22 protein-coding genes are annotated in these 14,605 nt (G+C 44.4%); 17 read left to right on the plus strand and 5 right to left on the minus strand.

All coding sequences use genetic code 11. The features are described from left to right. The first annotated feature begins 7 nt into the window (after positions 1 to 7). The 15 genes from rplF (at position 8) to dsbD (ending at position 8,901) form a co-directional block, all read left to right on the plus strand. On the plus strand, positions 8 to 541 hold the full coding sequence (gene rplF / locus QUD86_RS00370; RefSeq protein ID WP_286297177.1) for a 50S ribosomal protein L6: 534 nt from the start codon (positions 8 to 10) through the stop codon (positions 539 to 541). Positions 542 to 552: 11 nt separating this feature from the next. Further along, positions 553 to 906, plus strand: coding sequence for a 50S ribosomal protein L18 (gene rplR / locus QUD86_RS00375; protein ID WP_286297178.1), 354 nt, complete (start codon positions 553 to 555; stop codon positions 904 to 906). A gap of 18 nt (positions 907 to 924) precedes the next feature. Next, a complete protein-coding gene (rpsE, locus tag QUD86_RS00380) occupies positions 925 to 1,443 on the plus strand; it encodes a 30S ribosomal protein S5 (protein WP_286297180.1) in 519 nt (172 codons plus the stop codon). 24 nt (positions 1,444 to 1,467) lie between these two features. Beyond that, positions 1,468 to 1,656, plus strand: a complete 189-nt coding sequence (gene rpmD, locus QUD86_RS00385) for a 50S ribosomal protein L30 (RefSeq protein ID WP_286297182.1) — start codon at positions 1,468 to 1,470, stop codon at positions 1,654 to 1,656. A gap of 24 nt (positions 1,657 to 1,680) precedes the next feature. Continuing rightward, on the plus strand, positions 1,681 to 2,121 hold the full coding sequence (rplO, locus tag QUD86_RS00390) for a 50S ribosomal protein L15 (RefSeq protein ID WP_286297183.1): 441 nt from the start codon (positions 1,681 to 1,683) through the stop codon (positions 2,119 to 2,121). A 20-nt stretch (positions 2,122 to 2,141) separates the two neighbouring features. Next, on the plus strand, positions 2,142 to 3,479 hold the full coding sequence (gene secY / locus QUD86_RS00395; protein ID WP_286297184.1) for a preprotein translocase subunit SecY: 1,338 nt from the start codon (positions 2,142 to 2,144) through the stop codon (positions 3,477 to 3,479). A gap of 4 nt (positions 3,480 to 3,483) precedes the next feature. After that, on the plus strand, positions 3,484 to 3,702 hold the full coding sequence (infA, locus tag QUD86_RS00400) for a translation initiation factor IF-1 (RefSeq protein WP_088526684.1): 219 nt from the start codon (positions 3,484 to 3,486) through the stop codon (positions 3,700 to 3,702). Between the two features lie 34 nt (positions 3,703 to 3,736). Continuing rightward, entirely contained in the window at positions 3,737 to 3,853 is a 117-nt protein-coding gene (rpmJ, locus tag QUD86_RS00405; protein WP_012357167.1) for a 50S ribosomal protein L36, read from the plus strand. Between the two features lie 23 nt (positions 3,854 to 3,876). Beyond that, positions 3,877 to 4,242, plus strand: a complete 366-nt coding sequence (gene rpsM, locus QUD86_RS00410; protein WP_100379466.1) for a 30S ribosomal protein S13 — start codon at positions 3,877 to 3,879, stop codon at positions 4,240 to 4,242. Between the two features lie 18 nt (positions 4,243 to 4,260). After that, positions 4,261 to 4,668 (plus strand): 30S ribosomal protein S11, encoded by a 408-nt coding sequence (rpsK, locus tag QUD86_RS00415; RefSeq protein ID WP_011901923.1) that lies wholly within the window; start codon positions 4,261 to 4,263, stop codon positions 4,666 to 4,668. A gap of 117 nt (positions 4,669 to 4,785) precedes the next feature. Then, positions 4,786 to 5,409 carry a 30S ribosomal protein S4 gene (gene rpsD, locus QUD86_RS00420; RefSeq protein ID WP_286297200.1) on the plus strand — a complete coding sequence of 208 codons (624 nt, stop codon included), beginning with the start codon at positions 4,786 to 4,788 and terminating at the stop codon, positions 5,407 to 5,409. Positions 5,410 to 5,431: 22 nt separating this feature from the next. Beyond that, a complete protein-coding gene (locus tag QUD86_RS00425; protein ID WP_286297202.1) occupies positions 5,432 to 6,412 on the plus strand; it encodes a DNA-directed RNA polymerase subunit alpha in 981 nt (326 codons plus the stop codon). A 16-nt stretch (positions 6,413 to 6,428) separates the two neighbouring features. Beyond that, positions 6,429 to 6,821 carry a 50S ribosomal protein L17 gene (gene rplQ, locus QUD86_RS00430; protein WP_286297204.1) on the plus strand — a complete coding sequence of 131 codons (393 nt, stop codon included), beginning with the start codon at positions 6,429 to 6,431 and terminating at the stop codon, positions 6,819 to 6,821. A 68-nt stretch (positions 6,822 to 6,889) separates the two neighbouring features. Continuing rightward, positions 6,890 to 7,222 (plus strand): divalent-cation tolerance protein CutA, encoded by a 333-nt coding sequence (gene cutA, locus QUD86_RS00435; protein ID WP_286297205.1) that lies wholly within the window; start codon positions 6,890 to 6,892, stop codon positions 7,220 to 7,222. A gap of 5 nt (positions 7,223 to 7,227) precedes the next feature. Next, complete coding sequence (gene dsbD, locus QUD86_RS00440; protein WP_286297206.1) at positions 7,228 to 8,901, plus strand: protein-disulfide reductase DsbD; 1,674 nt, start codon at positions 7,228 to 7,230, stop codon at positions 8,899 to 8,901. 55 nt (positions 8,902 to 8,956) lie between these two features. Here the strand turns inward: dsbD and hemB are convergent, their stop codons facing one another. Both hemB and yihA read right to left on the minus strand, forming a co-directional pair. Beyond that, entirely contained in the window at positions 8,957 to 9,976 is a 1,020-nt protein-coding gene (gene hemB, locus QUD86_RS00445) for a porphobilinogen synthase (protein ID WP_286297208.1), read from the minus strand. After that, complete coding sequence (gene yihA, locus QUD86_RS00450) at positions 9,960 to 10,625, minus strand: ribosome biogenesis GTP-binding protein YihA/YsxC (protein WP_286297211.1); 666 nt, start codon at positions 10,623 to 10,625, stop codon at positions 9,960 to 9,962. Before yihA ends, hemB begins: the two co-directional genes overlap by 17 nt. Positions 10,626 to 10,814: 189 nt before the next feature. On the opposite strand from yihA, the gene QUD86_RS00455 reads away from it, so the two are divergent. Continuing rightward, positions 10,815 to 11,486, plus strand: coding sequence for a c-type cytochrome (locus QUD86_RS00455; RefSeq protein WP_502928885.1), 672 nt, complete (start codon positions 10,815 to 10,817; stop codon positions 11,484 to 11,486). A gap of 70 nt (positions 11,487 to 11,556) precedes the next feature. On the opposite strand, the gene lysA is transcribed toward QUD86_RS00455, so the two are convergent. Next, positions 11,557 to 12,855, minus strand: coding sequence for a diaminopimelate decarboxylase (gene lysA, locus QUD86_RS00460; protein ID WP_286297214.1), 1,299 nt, complete (start codon positions 12,853 to 12,855; stop codon positions 11,557 to 11,559). Beyond that, the gene (lptM, locus tag QUD86_RS09500) at positions 12,855 to 13,043 is read right to left on the minus strand and encodes an LPS translocon maturation chaperone LptM (RefSeq protein WP_353506534.1); all 189 of its coding nucleotides are present in this window, start codon (positions 13,041 to 13,043) and stop codon (positions 12,855 to 12,857) included. The genes lysA and lptM overlap by 1 nt, the downstream gene beginning before the upstream one ends. 2 nt (positions 13,044 to 13,045) lie before the next feature. On the opposite strand from lptM, the gene cyaY reads away from it, so the two are divergent. Then, the gene (cyaY, locus tag QUD86_RS00465) at positions 13,046 to 13,474 is read left to right on the plus strand and encodes an iron donor protein CyaY (protein ID WP_502928870.1); all 429 of its coding nucleotides are present in this window, start codon (positions 13,046 to 13,048) and stop codon (positions 13,472 to 13,474) included. A 14-nt stretch (positions 13,475 to 13,488) separates the two neighbouring features. Here cyaY and aroB read toward each other — a convergent pair whose 3' ends face one another. Then, positions 13,489 to 14,601, minus strand: a complete 1,113-nt coding sequence (gene aroB, locus QUD86_RS00470) for a 3-dehydroquinate synthase (protein ID WP_286297216.1) — start codon at positions 14,599 to 14,601, stop codon at positions 13,489 to 13,491. Positions 14,602 to 14,605 lie beyond the last annotated feature (4 nt).

The raw sequence follows: 14,605 nt of genomic DNA on the forward strand, positions 1-14,605 counted from the left end.
GAGAAATATGTCTCGTGTTGGTAAATCACCCATTACAGTGCCTAAGGGCGCTGAAATCAGTATTAATGGTGCAATGATCACTGTCAAAGGTCCATTAGGAACTCTGACGCACAATTTGCACCCTTCAGTTGGTTTGAAGCAAGAAAATGACGTTTTAACCGTTATTTTAAACAACGACTCGCCAGAAGCGGGCGCTCAGTCAGGCACTGCTCGCGCTTTAGTCAATAACATGGTTATCGGTGTTACAGCAGGTTTTGAGCGCAAGCTTAGTTTGGTTGGGGTAGGTTATCGTGCGGCAGCTCAAGGCGAATCCTTGAAGTTGCAGTTAGGTTTCTCCCATGACATTATTTATAACCTTCCAATGGGTATAAAAGCTGAGACTCCAACTCAAACCGAAATTATTATTAAAGGCACCAACAAGCAGCAAGTTGGCCAGGTTGCAGCTGAAGTTCGCGCTTACCGTTCACCAGAGCCATACAAAGGCAAAGGTGTTCGCTACGTTGATGAGGTTGTACATCTGAAAGAAACTAAGAAGAAGTAAGCGAGATAAAAATGAATAAAGACGAATCCAGACAAAGACGTGCACGGCAGACTCGCATTCGCATTGCTGAGGCCCTAGCAAATCGCTTAACAGTTATCCGTAGTAACACACACATTTCTGCACAGGTTTATAGCCCATGCGGTACTAAGGTTGTAGCTGCCGCTTCCACTATGGAAAAAGACTTAAGAGCTGCAATTAAAAATGGTGGAAACGCTGATGCTGCCAAGCAAATTGGTAAGTTAGTTGCTGAGCGTGCTGTTAAAGCAGGCATTGTTGATGTAGCTTTTGATCGCTCCGGTCATCGTTATCACGGTCGTATTAAGGCCTTAGCTGAAGCTGCGCGTGAAGCCGGCCTGAAGTTCTAATAGCGTTTAGGAAAAAACATGGCAAAAATGCAAAATAAGATGCAAAACGAAGAGCGTGATGATGGTCTTCGCGAGAAGATGATCGCGGTTAATCGCGTAACTAAGGTAGTTAAGGGTGGTCGTATTATGGGCTTCGCTGCACTTACCGTAGTTGGTGATGGCGATGGTCGTATCGGCATGGGCAAAGGTAAATCTAAAGAAGTGCCTGTAGCCGTTCAAAAAGCAATGGATGAAGCGCGTCGTAAGATGATTAAAGTTTCCTTACGTAAAGGTACTTTGCAACATACTGTTATTGGTAAACATGGCGCATCACGCGTGATGATTTCTCCTGCTAAAGACGGTACTGGCGTAATTGCCGGTGGTCCAATGCGCGCTATTTTCGATGTGATGGGTGTAACGAACGTTGTTGCGAAATCACTTGGATCAACAAACCCTTACAACATGGTTCGTGCAACGATTGATGGCCTAAGCAAGATGAGTACTCCTTCTGAAATTGCTGCTAAGCGCGGTAAATCAGTTGAAGAGATTCTCGGTTAAGACCACAAGATTAGGAATCTATAAATGACAACAACTCTATCCAAAGTTAAGCTGCAATTAGTGCGCAGTTTGATCGGTACTCGCGAAAGCCACCGTGCAACTGTTCGTGGACTTGGTCTACGTCGCATTAATTCTGTTTCTGAATTAGAAGACACTCCAGCAGTTCGCGGAATGATTAATAAAGTTTCTTATTTAGTTAAAGTTATTAACTAAATAGTAGGTATATAGGCGAAGAATATGCAACTCAATACACTCAAACCCGCAGAGGGATCCAAGAAAAACCGCCGTCGCGTAGGTCGTGGTATCGGTTCCGGTCTTGGAAAAACTGCTGGCCGTGGTCACAAAGGTCAAAAGTCTCGTTCAGGTGGATTCCACAAAGTGGGCTTCGAAGGCGGTCAGATGCCAATGTATCGTCGTTTGCCAAAGCGTGGTTTCGTATCTTTGACACGTCGTCATGTTGGCCAGATCACTCTAAATGATTTAGCAAAAATTAACTTGCCAGAAGTCGACTTATTAGTATTGAGAGCCCACGGTTTTGCTGGCGAGCAAATTCATGCAGTTAAAGTAATTAAAACTGGTGAGTTGAGTATTGCTGTAACCCTCAAAGGGATAACAGCAACAGCCGGTGCTAAAGCAGCTATTGAAGCGGCTGGTGGCAAATTAGTTGAGTTAGTTTAATTCGTTTTTTAAGTTAATTAATGGCACTCTCACCTACAAAAACAGCAAGCACAACGCAGTCAGGTAATAAGTTTGGCGAATTACGCCAACGCTTAGTTTTCCTGCTGCTAGCTTTGCTCGTATTTCGTTTGGGTGCTCACATCCCCGTACCTGGCATTGACCCAGATCAGTTAGCTCAACTGTTCTCAGGCCAAAAAGATGGTATTTTGGGAATGTTCAATCTATTTTCAGGCGGCGCGTTATCTCGTTTCACCGTTTTTGCTCTTGGAATCATGCCTTACATCTCTGCATCGATCATCATGCAATTAATGACGATTGTGGTTCCTACGTTGGAGTCCTTGAAAAAAGAAGGACAAGCTGGTCAGCGTAAGATTACACAGTACACGCGTTACGGCACGGTTGTCTTAGCAACATTTCAGGCATTGGGTATATCTGTTGCATTGCAGGCCCAGCCAGGATTGGTGATAAATCCAGGTTTGATATTTGAATTAAACACCGTTGTAACTTTGGTTGCTGGCACGATGTTCTTGATGTGGCTCGGCGAGCAAATTACTGAGCGCGGTCTTGGTAACGGTATCTCTATTATTATTTTTGGCGGTATCGTTTCCGGTCTACCAACGGCTATAGGAAGCTTGCTTGAGCTAGTTCGCACTGGATCAATGAATATTCTTTCTGCTCTGCTTATTGTTGTGATTTGTATAGCGGTTACCTATTTTGTAGTGTTTGTGGAGCGCGGCCAGCGCCGCCTCTTAGTAAATTATGCAAAACGACAAGTGGGTAATAAAGTTTATGGTGGTCAGTCATCCTATTTTCCCCTTAAGCTGAATATGGCTGGTGTTATCCCTCCTATTTTTGCTTCATCTATTATTTTGTTTCCTGCAACTATTGCTGGATGGTTTACGTCAGGTGAACCAACCAATATGTTTAGCAGGATCATCAAAGATCTAGCGTCGACACTAGCGCCAGGTCAACCGGTTTATACAATTTTGTATGCAGCAGCAATCATTTTCTTCTGTTTCTTTTACACAGCCCTTGTCTTCAATAGTCGCGATACAGCAGATAACTTGAAGAAGAGTGGTGCTTTTGTTCCAGGCATTCGTCCAGGTGATCAGACTGGTCGTTACATTGACAAGATTTTGGTTCGCTTGACACTTGCTGGTGCAATTTATATGGTTTTGGTTTGCTTGCTACCAGAATTTTTAGTATTGAAGTACAACGTGCCATTTTATTTTGGCGGAACTTCATTGTTGATTATTGTCGTTGTTGCAATGGATTTCATGGCTCAAGTTCAGTCATTTGTTATGCAACAACAGTATGGTTCTTTAATGAAAAAAGCTAATTTTAAGATGGGCGCTTAACTGAATGTCTAAGGACGATGTAATTCAGATGGCGGGTGAGATTATTGAAAATTTGCCGAACGCAATGTTTCGCGTGAAGCTAGAAAACGGACATGTGGTGCTTGGGCACATTTCTGGGAAGATGAGAATGCATTACATTCGCATATTGCCAGGAGATAAGGTGACTGTGGAGTTAACTCCCTACGACCTTACGCGCGCAAGAATCATATTCCGGGCGAAGTAAAGATTAAGTTGTATCTATTTTTAAGAGGTGAGTTATGAAAGTTTTAGCATCCGTTAAGTGTATTTGCAGAAATTGCAAGATCATTAAGCGCAAACGCGTTGTTCGTGTTATCTGTTCATCAGATGCGCGTCATAAGCAGCGTCAAGGCTAATTGGTTAATTAAGAGGAAATCTCATGGCACGTATCGCTGGGGTAAATATCCCAAATCATCAACACACTGTCATTGGTTTGACAGCAATCTTTGGCATTGGTACAACTCGTGCTCAAAAGATATGTAAAACCACTGGTGTTGCTATTGATAAAAAAGTTAAAGATCTTACTGATGGTGACTTGGAAAAGTTACGTGATGAAGTAGGTAAATTCATTACTGAAGGTGACCTTCGTCGTGAAGTAACGATGAACATCAAGCGTTTAATGGACTTAGGCTGCTATCGCGGCGTTCGCCATCGCAAAGGCTTGCCTGTTCGTGGTCAGCGTACAAAGACAAATGCCCGTACCCGTAAGGGCCCGCGTAAGTCTGGCGTACAACTGAAGAAATAATCAAGAAAGTTTATTGACATGGCAAAACAACAATCCGCTTCCGCAGCTTCACAGCGCGCACGCAAAAAGGTAAAAAAGAATGTAGCTGACGGTATTGCTCACGTTCATGCTTCCTTTAATAACACCATTATTACGATTACTGATCGTCAAGGTAACGCGCTTTCATGGGCTACATCTGGCGGACAAGGTTTTAAAGGTTCACGTAAATCAACACCATTTGCTGCTCAGGTAGCTGCAGAGGTTGCTGGTAAAGCAGCTGTTGAGTGTGGCATCAAGAATTTGGAAGTACAGATTAAGGGTCCTGGTCCTGGTCGTGAATCAGCGGTCCGTGCATTGAATTCTTTAGGCATCAAAATTACTGAGATTCAAGACGTAACTCCAGTTCCACATAATGGTTGCCGTCCTCCAAAGCGTCGTCGTATTTAATATTGACGGTGCGTAGCACAATTTTTTAGTAGTTTTTTATTAAAGCCCACTGTTCATCTGATTTAAAAGATGAACTCACCGCAAGTCGTAAGACTTCGGCAATGAAAGGAAAGCATCGTGGCACGTTATTTAGGGCCTAAGGCCAAGTTAGCACGTCGGGAAGGTACCGACTTATTTTTAAAGAGCGCACGTCGCGCCCTGTCAGACAAGTGCAAGTTAGATACAAAGCCTGGTCAACATGGCCGTACCTCTGGCTCAAGAACTTCTGACTACGGTAATCAATTGCGTGAAAAGCAAAAAGTTAAGCGTATTTATGGAATTTTAGAGCGTCAATTCCGTCGTTATTTTGCTGAGGCAGAGCGTCGCAAAGGTAACACTGGCTCCATGTTATTGCAGTTGCTAGAGTCACGCCTTGACAATGTGGTTTATCGCATGGGTTTTGGTTCTACAAGAGCTGAGTCGCGTCAATTGGTATCGCACTGTGCTGTGATGCTCAACGGCATGCCAGTAAACATTCCATCTATTCAGGTAAAGCCTGGTGATGTGGTTTCTATTCGTGAAAAAGCAAAAAAACAAGCTCGTATTGCTGAATCACTAGGTTTAGTTGGTCAGATGGCCGCGGTTACCTGGGTATCAGTAGATGCAGCTAAGCTTGAAGGAACATTTAAGCAGGTGCCAGACCGTGAAGATATTAGCGGTGAAATTAATGAAAGTTTGATCGTTGAATTGTATTCACGTTAATTAAGCACTCTCAAGGAAAAATATGCAAACAAATTTGCTCAAGCCAAAGATTATTTCTGTTGAAGCGCTTACCGCCAACCAAGCTAAGGTTGTGATGGAGCCTTTCGAGCGTGGCTATGGTCATACACTCGGAAATGCTTTGCGTCGTGTTTTATTGTCTTCTATGGGTGGTTATGCACCAACTGAAGTAGCTATTGCCGGTGTTGTTCATGAGTACTCTACATTAGATGGCGTACAAGAAGATGTAGTGAACTTACTGTTGAACCTCAAGGGTATTGTATTTAAATTACAGTCACGCGATGAAGTGACTATTAATTTGCGCAAAGAAGGCCCAGGCGTTGTTACAGCAAAAGATATTGATTTGCCACACGATGTAGAAATCATCAATCCTGAACACGTTATTGCTCACTTATCTGCTGGTGGTAAGTTAGACATGCAAATCAAGGTTGAAAAAGGTCGTGGCTATGTTCCTGGAAATATGCGTCAATATCAGGATGAAGCCACTAAGATCATAGGTCGAATTGTGTTGGATGCCTCTTTTAGTCCAGTAAGTCGCGTTAGCTACGCTGTTGAGTCTGCTCGTGTTGAACAACGTACCGACCTTGATCGTCTAGTAATGACTATTGAGACCAATGGTGTGTTGACTCCTGAAGAAGCAATTCGTCAAGCAGCTACTATCTTGGTTGATCAGTTGGTAGTCTTTGCAGCGCTTGAAAGCAGTGAAATTTCTGGTGATCTTGCACCAAGTCGCTCTTCAATGGTTGATCCAATGTTGATGCGTCCTGTAGATGATCTTGAGCTTACAGTGCGTTCTGCTAACTGCCTGAAGGCTGAAAATATTTACTATATTGGCGATCTCATTCAACGTACTGAAAATGAGTTATTGAAAACGCCTAATTTAGGTCGTAAGTCATTGAATGAAATTAAAGATGTATTGGCGGCTCGTGGCTTAAGTCTTGGCATGAAACTCGAAAGCTGGCCTCCAGCTAACCTCGAGAAATAATTAGAAAGGAAGCATCATGCGTCACGGAAACGGCTTACGCAAACTTAATAGAACATCATCACATCGCTTGGCGATGTTGCGCAACATGTCCAACTCTCTTTTGGAGCACGAAGTGATTAAAACCACTTTGCCAAAAGCAAAAGAGTTGCGTATGGTTGTTGAGCCCTTAATTACTTTAGGTAAAAAAGATAACTTAGCAAATCGTCGCTTGGCTTTTAATCGCACGCGCGATCGCGATATTGTGACTAAACTCTTTACAGAGCTTGGACCACGTTATGCAACACGACCAGGTGGCTATCTTCGTATTTTGAAGTTTGGCTTCCGTCATGGTGACAATGCACCTATGGCTTTGGTTGAGTTGCTCGATCGCCCTGAAGTTGAAGAAACAGCAGTAGTTGAAGAGGTTTAATCTCTTTTCAATGATTAAAAGCCAGGCTTCGGTCTGGCTTTTTTCATTTATTGGATTGCCAAAAGTTCATGAATCAAGAGCTCGAATCTAAACTATTAGTAGTCGTTAGTAGCTTCCCTAATCGGGAGGATGCAATAATAGTGGCGCGCCAATTAATAGAGCAAAATCTAGCGGCATGCGTACAAATTCAAGATGGGGTTTATTCACTTTATCGATGGCAAGGCAAGATTTGCGAAGGAAGTGAAGTCATGTTTTCTGCTAAGACCAATTTAAGTCATTGGAATGATATTTGCGCCTTCATTAAAGCAGGCCATCCTTATGATTTACCTGAAATTATTGCGTTTAAACCAGAGGAATATGAGGTGCAGTATGGCAAATGGGTACAAGCAGAGGTAAAGTAAAGCTTATGCAATTCATTAAACATCTCATCCTCTTTTTTGCCACTTCTTTTCTCTTTGCGAGCCAAGCAGTCAGCGCCCCTGATTTTTTGCCCCCTGAAAAAGCCTTTTTAGTCGAGGCTAGTTGGCTAGAAAATGCTCGTCAGATAGAAATAAAGTTTGCGCCCGCAAAAGGGTATTACTTATATAAAGAATCTTTAAAGTTTCAGGCGGGTAATCAAGAAGATATGCTTGTTAGCCTTAAGCCAGCATTACCCCTGGGCATTGAAAAATTTGATGAGACTTTCCAAAAAAGACTGCAGGTATACAAGCAACCCTTTACGGCGTTGCTAGATATAAAACCTCAAAATGGTGAGGCAATTAATATTCATGTTCAATTGCAGGGTTGTGCCGAAGCCGGCATTTGTTACCCACCAATGACGCTACGCTTCTTACTCGCAGGGCCGGGCGTTAAAGCTGGCCCATTGCCTGAAATAACAGAAGGATTGGCTAGTGCCGATCTAAAGCCAAAGTTAGGGTTAATGGATTTATGGCGAGAGCGGGATGATGTCAATACTATTGGCCGATTTTTGGAAAGCACTCCATTAGCTTATTTATTTTTGGCATTTTTTATTTTAGGCCTTGCATTGGCATTTACACCCTGTGTGCTGCCAATGCTACCCATTCTTTCTAGCATCATCTTTGGATCTCAAGGTGGAAAGCCAGCTTCAAAGCGTCGAGCTAGTGCATTAGCGCTTGCGTATGTTTTAGGTATGGCATTGGTATATGCCGCAGCCGGTGTGTTGATGGCAGCCCTAGGGGGAAGTGTTCAAAGGGCCTTGCAGAGCCCAATAGCACTGGCTACATTTGCTTTATTGCTCCTAGCCCTATCGGGCAGCCTATTTGGTCTGTATGAGCTTAGATTGCCGCAAACATGGCATCAACAGATAGATAAACTGGCAGGGCGGCAAAAAGGCGGAAGTATTGTGGGTGCGTTTGCATTAGGCGGTATTTCGACTTTAGTAGCAAGCCCTTGCATTACTGCTCCCTTAGCTGGAGTACTAACATTTATTGCCCAAACAGGATCCATGAGTTTGGGGGCTGGATTGCTATTTGTCATGGCTTTGGGCATGGGCCTACCCTTGCTCTTTATTGCAGTGGAAGCACGTAATCTGATCCCGTCAACGGGTATTTGGATGATTTGGTTGCAAAGGACGCTTGGTGTCTTGTTGGTAGCAACGGCAGCCTGGATTGCATCACCATTGTGGCAGGATAGCAGCGCACCGCTCACCAAACTTAGCGCTAACGGACAGCGTCAACACGTAATAGGCAATGCGCACTTTTCTGTAATTGAAACTAGTGCGCAGTTAGATCAGCTTTTAGCGCAAGCGAAGGAGCTACAAAAGCCAGTGCTACTCGATTTTTATGCAGGCTGGTGCATCTCTTGTAAGGAGATGGAAGTCAATACATTTGCGAACCCTGATGTAAACCTGGAGCTCGAGAGATTTATTTTGATTCAGGCGGATGTGACAAAAAATAGCGCTGACAATCAGGCACTCTTAAAGCGTTTTGGATTATTTGGGCCGCCCGGAATTTTGTTATTCAACCTGAATTCAGTTGAATTAAAAGATCAGCGCGTGATTGGCTATATGCCACCACAACGATTTGAGGAGCGTCTTAAAAAGGCCCTTGAAAATCAGTAATGAATCATGAGCGTAAAGCAAAGGCAAAAGCTAAAAGCTAAATGCTGGCGATGCCTTACTTTATTTCCTTTAAAAGACGGGCAGCATCAAGGGCAAAATAAGTCAGGATTCCATTTGCGCCTGCACGCTTAAATGCAAGCAATGATTCCATCATGACTGCATCGTGATCAAGCCATCCATTTTGCGCAGCTGCCTTGAGCATGGCGTATTCACCACTCACTTGATAGGCATAAGTGGGGTAATTAAACGCCTCTTTTGCTCTACGTACGATGTCCAGATAGGGCATTCCAGGCTTGACTATTATCATGTCCGCACCTTCGCTAATATCTAAAGCAATCTCCCGCAAAGCCTCATCCCCATTGGCACAATCCATTTGATAAGTCTTTTTATCTGCCTTGCCTAAATGGGTTGAAGAGCCCACGGCATCTCGAAATGGACCATAAAAAGCAGATGCATATTTAGCCGAGTAAGCCATGATGCGAGTGTGTATGAGTTGATGGCTCTCAAGGGCTTCGCGAATTTTTCCAATGCGACCATCCATCATGTCTGAGGGAGCCACAATATCAACACCTGCCTGTGCCTGAGTGATTGCTTGCTGAACTAAAACGGCAGATGTTTCATCATTTAGGATGTGACCTTGCTCATTTAAGATGCCATCTTGGCCGTGACTAGTGTACGGATCAAGAGCAACATCAGTCATGATGCCTAAATGAGGAAAGCGCTTTTTGAGTTCACGAACTGCAGTAGGTATCAACCCATTGGGATTAAATGCTTCTTTTCCATCGGGTGTTTTTAAGGCAGCATCGATAACGGGGAAGAGGGCCATCACTGGAATGCCTAATGTGACACATTCTTGTGCAATCGGAAAAAGTAAATCTAATGACATGCGATGAACGCCTGGCATCGAGGCAACAGCTTGCGATTTTTGAGTGCCTTCCAATAAGAAGACGGGATAGATCAGATGATCTACGGTAAGTACATTTTCTTGCATCATGCGCCGTGACCAATCTTCACGTCGCATGCGACGCGGACGGTGGGCAGGAAAATTCAGGAAAGTATTAGCTTGGGATGTCATCTTTTGTGATCTCTGCATCAAATAACCATTTAAGAACAATATTGTCGGCCTCTTCAAGCCCAATTCGCTTTGTACTAGAAAATAATTGTGCCGTCAGTCGTTCAGACTCGCCTGTGCCTTCTGGAAGATTGGGGTCGTATTGCTGCAATTGCTTACGAACTGCTTCAAGGGTATGTTTACATTCGCTTTTATTGAGCTTGTCACACTTGCTAAGCAAAATATGAATCGGCTTAGCAGTCGGGACAAACCACTGAATCATTTGCTCATCGAGCTCGGTAATTCCGCGCCTAGAGTCGACAATGAGCACCATGCCTACCAGTTGCTCACGCTCTTGCAAATAATCACTGAGAAGGGCGTTCCAGTGATACTTTGTGTCATGATTTACCGCTGCATAGCCATAACCTGGTAAATCCACTAAATAAGCCAATAGATCGTCTTTGGCAAAAAGGCCAAAATAATTGATATGTTGGGTACGACCCGGTGTTTTACTGGCAAAAGCGAGTCTTTTTTGATTGCAAAGCACATTAATAGCGCTGGATTTGCCGGCATTTGAGCGCCCAGCAAAAGCCACCTCCCTCAACGGGGTAGCGGGTAGGCAATGGGTGTCGTTGACTGTGGTCGCGAAACGGGCTTGGAAGAGTTTAGACATATTCAGAAGCTATTGTAAAATCACGCAAAACTATGAAATATATTTCATGGTGTTGGGTAAAGGGTTGTAAAAGTAGGGCCCAAACACTGATGAAGAATTTTTGCCAAGGTAAACATAATGCGTCAATCCTCTGAAATCTCCAAATTAACTAGCTTTAGCGCTAGCTTAGCAGTTGGCTTTTTTATAACTATGACCGGTTTTTCTGGCTTAGTAAATGCAGCAGATCCTGCCTCAGCGACTGCTATGGCACCAATGGCTGAGGCTCCAGCAGCTAAGCCCGTGGTCCCAGGTAAGCCAAAAGCGGATCCTGCAGCAGGGGAAGCCCTGTACTCAAATGGCGATCCTAGCCGTGGCGTAGTGGCCTGTGTAGGTTGTCATGGGGCTAATGGGAAGAGTGCTTCAGGCGCATGGCCTAAGCTAGCTGCTCAGCATGCGGCGTACATCACGAAGCAACTCAAGAACTATAAAGACGGTACCCGTGCAAACGCAGTGATGGCCGGTATGTCTGCTGCCTTGACAGAGCAGGATATGTACAATATTTCTGCTTATTTAGTCAAACAAGAGCCTTCTTTAGGCGTCGCTCAAAATAAAGAGACGATTGAATTGGGCCAAAGCATCTATCGTGGTGGCATTGCTTCTAAAGGTGTTGCTGCGTGTGCTGGTTGCCATAGTCCAAATGGTGCCGGTATACCGTCACAATATCCACGTCAAAGCGGGCAATGGGCTGAATACAGCACAACGCAGCTGATGGCTTTTAGAGAAGGCACTCGTAAAAATAGCAGTCAGATGACCTCTATTGCTACGAAGCTTTCGGATCAAGAAATGAAAGCAGTTTCTGATTACATGGCTGGTTTGCGTTAATCAAGACTGTGAACAACAAAACAAAATCCCGCTAAGTTAGCGGGATTTTTTTATTACAGGACTGACCGATTTAGTTCGGCAGGACTTTCTCAGTTGCAAAGAGACCAGCCGTTTTTTCACGTGCACGAATAACGTAAGCATTTTTACCATCCACCATAATTTCAGCTGGTTTAGGTCTGGTGTTGTAATTAGAGGCCATAACAAAACCATAAGCGCCTGCAGATAAGATTGCTAATAAATCACCTTCCTCAACTGCGAGGGTGCGATCTCTGCCAAGCCAATCCCCGGATTCACAAACAGGTCCCACAACGTCATAAGTAGCACTTGCCACCTTTTTTGTTTCTACGGGAACAATGCTGTGATAAGCCTCATACAGTGCAGGCCGCATTAACTCAGTCATTGCAGCATCTACAATACAAAAGTTTTTCTCTTCCCCTGGCTTGAGATATTCGACTTGAGTAAGCAGGATGCCGGCGTTACCTACCAGTGATCTTCCTGGCTCCAGCACTATATCTAAATGGGCAAAGCCACGCTCTGCAACACGGTTCAAAAGAATGTTAGTGAAGTCAGTAATATCGGGCGGATTATCATCGCCATAAGAAATTCCTAGGCCACCACCCAAATCTAAATGGTGAATGTCAATACCTTCATTTTTTAATTGGGCAACTAATTCCAATACCTTGTCTAAAGCATCTAAATAAGGGGCAGTGCTAGTAATTTGCGAGCCAATATGACAGTCAATTCCGACCACATCAATTTGTGACAGTAGTGCAGCCTCTCTATAGGCTGTGAGAACCTCATGATAGGCAATCCCAAATTTATTTCCCTTTAATCCAGTTGAAATATAGGGATGTGTTTGGGCATCAACATCTGGATTGACTCGTAAGGAAATGGGGGCGCGACAATGAAGCTTAGTCGCTACGCGGTTGATTTGATGAAGCTCTGTAATCGACTCTACATTGATGCATTTAACGCCCGCTTGTAATGCTTGAGCAATTTCACTAGCTGATTTACCAACACCAGCGAATACTAGACTTTTGGGATCTGCGCCGATGGCAAGTGCACGCGCCAACTCACCACCACTGACTAAATCAAATCCAGCGCCTAGTTTTTTAAGGCAATCAATCACAGCTAAGTTGCTATTGGCCTTCATAGCGTAATGTACTCGGGCGCGCCTTTTGCCAGTGTTATCAATACAGGCCTTGTCATAAGCTTGATAGGCTTGTGTTAAAGCTTTTTTGCTATAGATGTACAGGGGAGTTCCATACTCTTTCGCTAAATCTGCTAGCGGAATATCTTCAGCGAACCAGCTGCCGTCACGTTCTGTAAATCCCGTTAACTCTGGAAGGGGAATTGTTTTATTTGTCATTACTTGGCCGGTGTTGAATTAGTCGCGGTAGGGCTTTGGGGTGGGTAGAGCTTACCTTTAGGTTCTGACTCGGAAGGTGGAGCTGGAGCCGTTGGCACATTAGGTAAATACAGTGGTCCTCTTACCCCACACCCTGCAAGGGATATTAAAAGGCTAATGCCGAGAGTGCTTATAAGAGTCGCTATCATGAATGTCTCTAAAACGAATGATTGAATATAGCATGCAGGACTCCAATATGAATCCAAACAACTCCAGCGCTGAAATCATTGATGACAAGCAGTTTTATCAACTGGGTAGCAATCTGTTGCAATCAATCGAGGCAGCACTAGAGGCGGCAGATGATGCTCTGGATCTAGATCTGGACGTAGAGCGTCAAGGTGGCAATGTCATCAATATCCGCTTTAAGGATCGTAGTGTCATTATTGTCAATACACAGCCTCCTTTGCACGAAATCTGGGTCGCAGCTAAATCAGGCGGGTATCACTATCGTTGGGCTGGATCACTTGCGCAGCCCCTCTGGTTGGACACTAAAACGGGGCGCGAACTCTTGGGTGACTTATCTGAGTTTGCTAGTGCTCAAGCAGGTCAGGCAATCAAAGTAAGCTTAATCGCCAAATAAGCATCGAGATCACATTAAGGAGCTCCGGCCCCAGTCTCAGTCCCTATCTCAGCCCCTGCGGCAGTTAAGGCTTCAAGTACCAGCACCTCAGGCGCACTCTGAATAATTGCCTTACCTATTTTTTCTAGAACCACGTAGCGAATTTGCCCGCCTTCAGTTTTTTTGTCCACTTGCATGAGTTCCATGTAACGCTGCCCACCCAATTGAGGTGGCTTAATTGGTAGGTTCATAGATTCAATAATCTTGGTTAAACGAGCCACTTCAGATGGCGTGATGTAGTTCATGCGACAAGATAGGTCAGCGCCCATCACCATGCCACAGCCTACGGCTTCACCATGAAGCCATTCGCCGTAACCCATGCCAGCTTCAATGGCGTGGCCAAAGGTATGGCCAAAATTAAGGGTGGCACGAATACCACCCTCTCGTTCATCAGCCGAAACCACTGCGGATTTGATCTCGCAAGAGCGCAGCACAGCATGTGCCATAGCTTGGGTATCGCATGCCAATAAAGTTTGTGTATTGACTTCAATCCAATCTAAGAAGGCAGCATCCGCAATTGCACCATGCTTAATTACTTCGGCAAGCCCCGCGGAAAGTTCACGTGCCGGTAAGGTTTTGAGGGTATTGAGATCCGCAATCACGGCTACAGGTTGATGAAAGGCACCGATCATGTTTTTGCCAAGTGGGTGATTAATCCCTGTTTTTCCACCCACAGATGAATCAACTTGTGCCAAGAGCGTTGTTGGTACCTGAATAAAACGAATGCCTCGCATAAAGCTTGCTGCTGCAAAGCCAGTCATATCACCGATTACACCACCACCCAGAGCTACCAACATGGTTTGGCGATCAGCGCCAAATTGAAGTAGATCATCAAAAATGAGCTGGAGATTTTTCCAATCCTTATAAGACTCACCATCTGGTAAAACAATCGTCCTCACTGGCTTACCCAGTGTTTGTAACGTTTTGGTAAGGCGCTGTGCATACAAGGGAGCAACGGTCGTATTGCTTACTATAAAAATAGAGGTGGCTTTTGCACAAGCCTGAAAGAGTTCAGGTTGATCAATAAGATCTGTACCAATATGAATAGGGTAGCTACGATTACCGAGATCAACTTCTAATGTTTTCATGGGT

This window comes from Polynucleobacter sp. TUM22923 (assembly GCF_030295705.1).
In the GTDB taxonomy this organism is placed as follows: Bacteria; Pseudomonadota; Gammaproteobacteria; order Burkholderiales; family Burkholderiaceae; genus Polynucleobacter.

Coding starts and splice junctions, on each gene's coding strand:
- rplQ (WP_286297204.1), top strand. CDS start 6,429: ATGCGTCACGGAAACGGCTTACGCAAACTTAATAGAACATCATCACAT.
- QUD86_RS00425 (WP_286297202.1), top strand. CDS start 5,432: ATGCAAACAAATTTGCTCAAGCCAAAGATTATTTCTGTTGAAGCGCTT.
- rpmD (WP_286297182.1), top strand. CDS start 1,468: ATGACAACAACTCTATCCAAAGTTAAGCTGCAATTAGTGCGCAGTTTG.
- rplF (WP_286297177.1), top strand. CDS start 8: ATGTCTCGTGTTGGTAAATCACCCATTACAGTGCCTAAGGGCGCTGAA.
- cutA (WP_286297205.1), top strand. CDS start 6,890: ATGAATCAAGAGCTCGAATCTAAACTATTAGTAGTCGTTAGTAGCTTC.
- hemB (WP_286297208.1), bottom strand. CDS start 9,976: ATGACATCCCAAGCTAATACTTTCCTGAATTTTCCTGCCCACCGTCCG.
- lptM (WP_353506534.1), bottom strand. CDS start 13,043: ATGATAGCGACTCTTATAAGCACTCTCGGCATTAGCCTTTTAATATCC.
- secY (WP_286297184.1), top strand. CDS start 2,142: ATGGCACTCTCACCTACAAAAACAGCAAGCACAACGCAGTCAGGTAAT.
- aroB (WP_286297216.1), bottom strand. CDS start 14,601: ATGAAAACATTAGAAGTTGATCTCGGTAATCGTAGCTACCCTATTCAT.
- dsbD (WP_286297206.1), top strand. CDS start 7,228: ATGCAATTCATTAAACATCTCATCCTCTTTTTTGCCACTTCTTTTCTC.
- QUD86_RS00455 (WP_502928885.1), top strand. CDS start 10,815: ATGACCGGTTTTTCTGGCTTAGTAAATGCAGCAGATCCTGCCTCAGCG.
- rpsK (WP_011901923.1), top strand. CDS start 4,261: ATGGCAAAACAACAATCCGCTTCCGCAGCTTCACAGCGCGCACGCAAA.
- cyaY (WP_502928870.1), top strand. CDS start 13,046: ATGTCTCTAAAACGAATGATTGAATATAGCATGCAGGACTCCAATATG.
- yihA (WP_286297211.1), bottom strand. CDS start 10,625: ATGTCTAAACTCTTCCAAGCCCGTTTCGCGACCACAGTCAACGACACC.
- rpsE (WP_286297180.1), top strand. CDS start 925: ATGGCAAAAATGCAAAATAAGATGCAAAACGAAGAGCGTGATGATGGT.
- rplR (WP_286297178.1), top strand. CDS start 553: ATGAATAAAGACGAATCCAGACAAAGACGTGCACGGCAGACTCGCATT.
- rpsM (WP_100379466.1), top strand. CDS start 3,877: ATGGCACGTATCGCTGGGGTAAATATCCCAAATCATCAACACACTGTC.
- rpmJ (WP_012357167.1), top strand. CDS start 3,737: ATGAAAGTTTTAGCATCCGTTAAGTGTATTTGCAGAAATTGCAAGATC.
- lysA (WP_286297214.1), bottom strand. CDS start 12,855: ATGACAAATAAAACAATTCCCCTTCCAGAGTTAACGGGATTTACAGAA.
- infA (WP_088526684.1), top strand. CDS start 3,484: ATGTCTAAGGACGATGTAATTCAGATGGCGGGTGAGATTATTGAAAAT.
- rplO (WP_286297183.1), top strand. CDS start 1,681: ATGCAACTCAATACACTCAAACCCGCAGAGGGATCCAAGAAAAACCGC.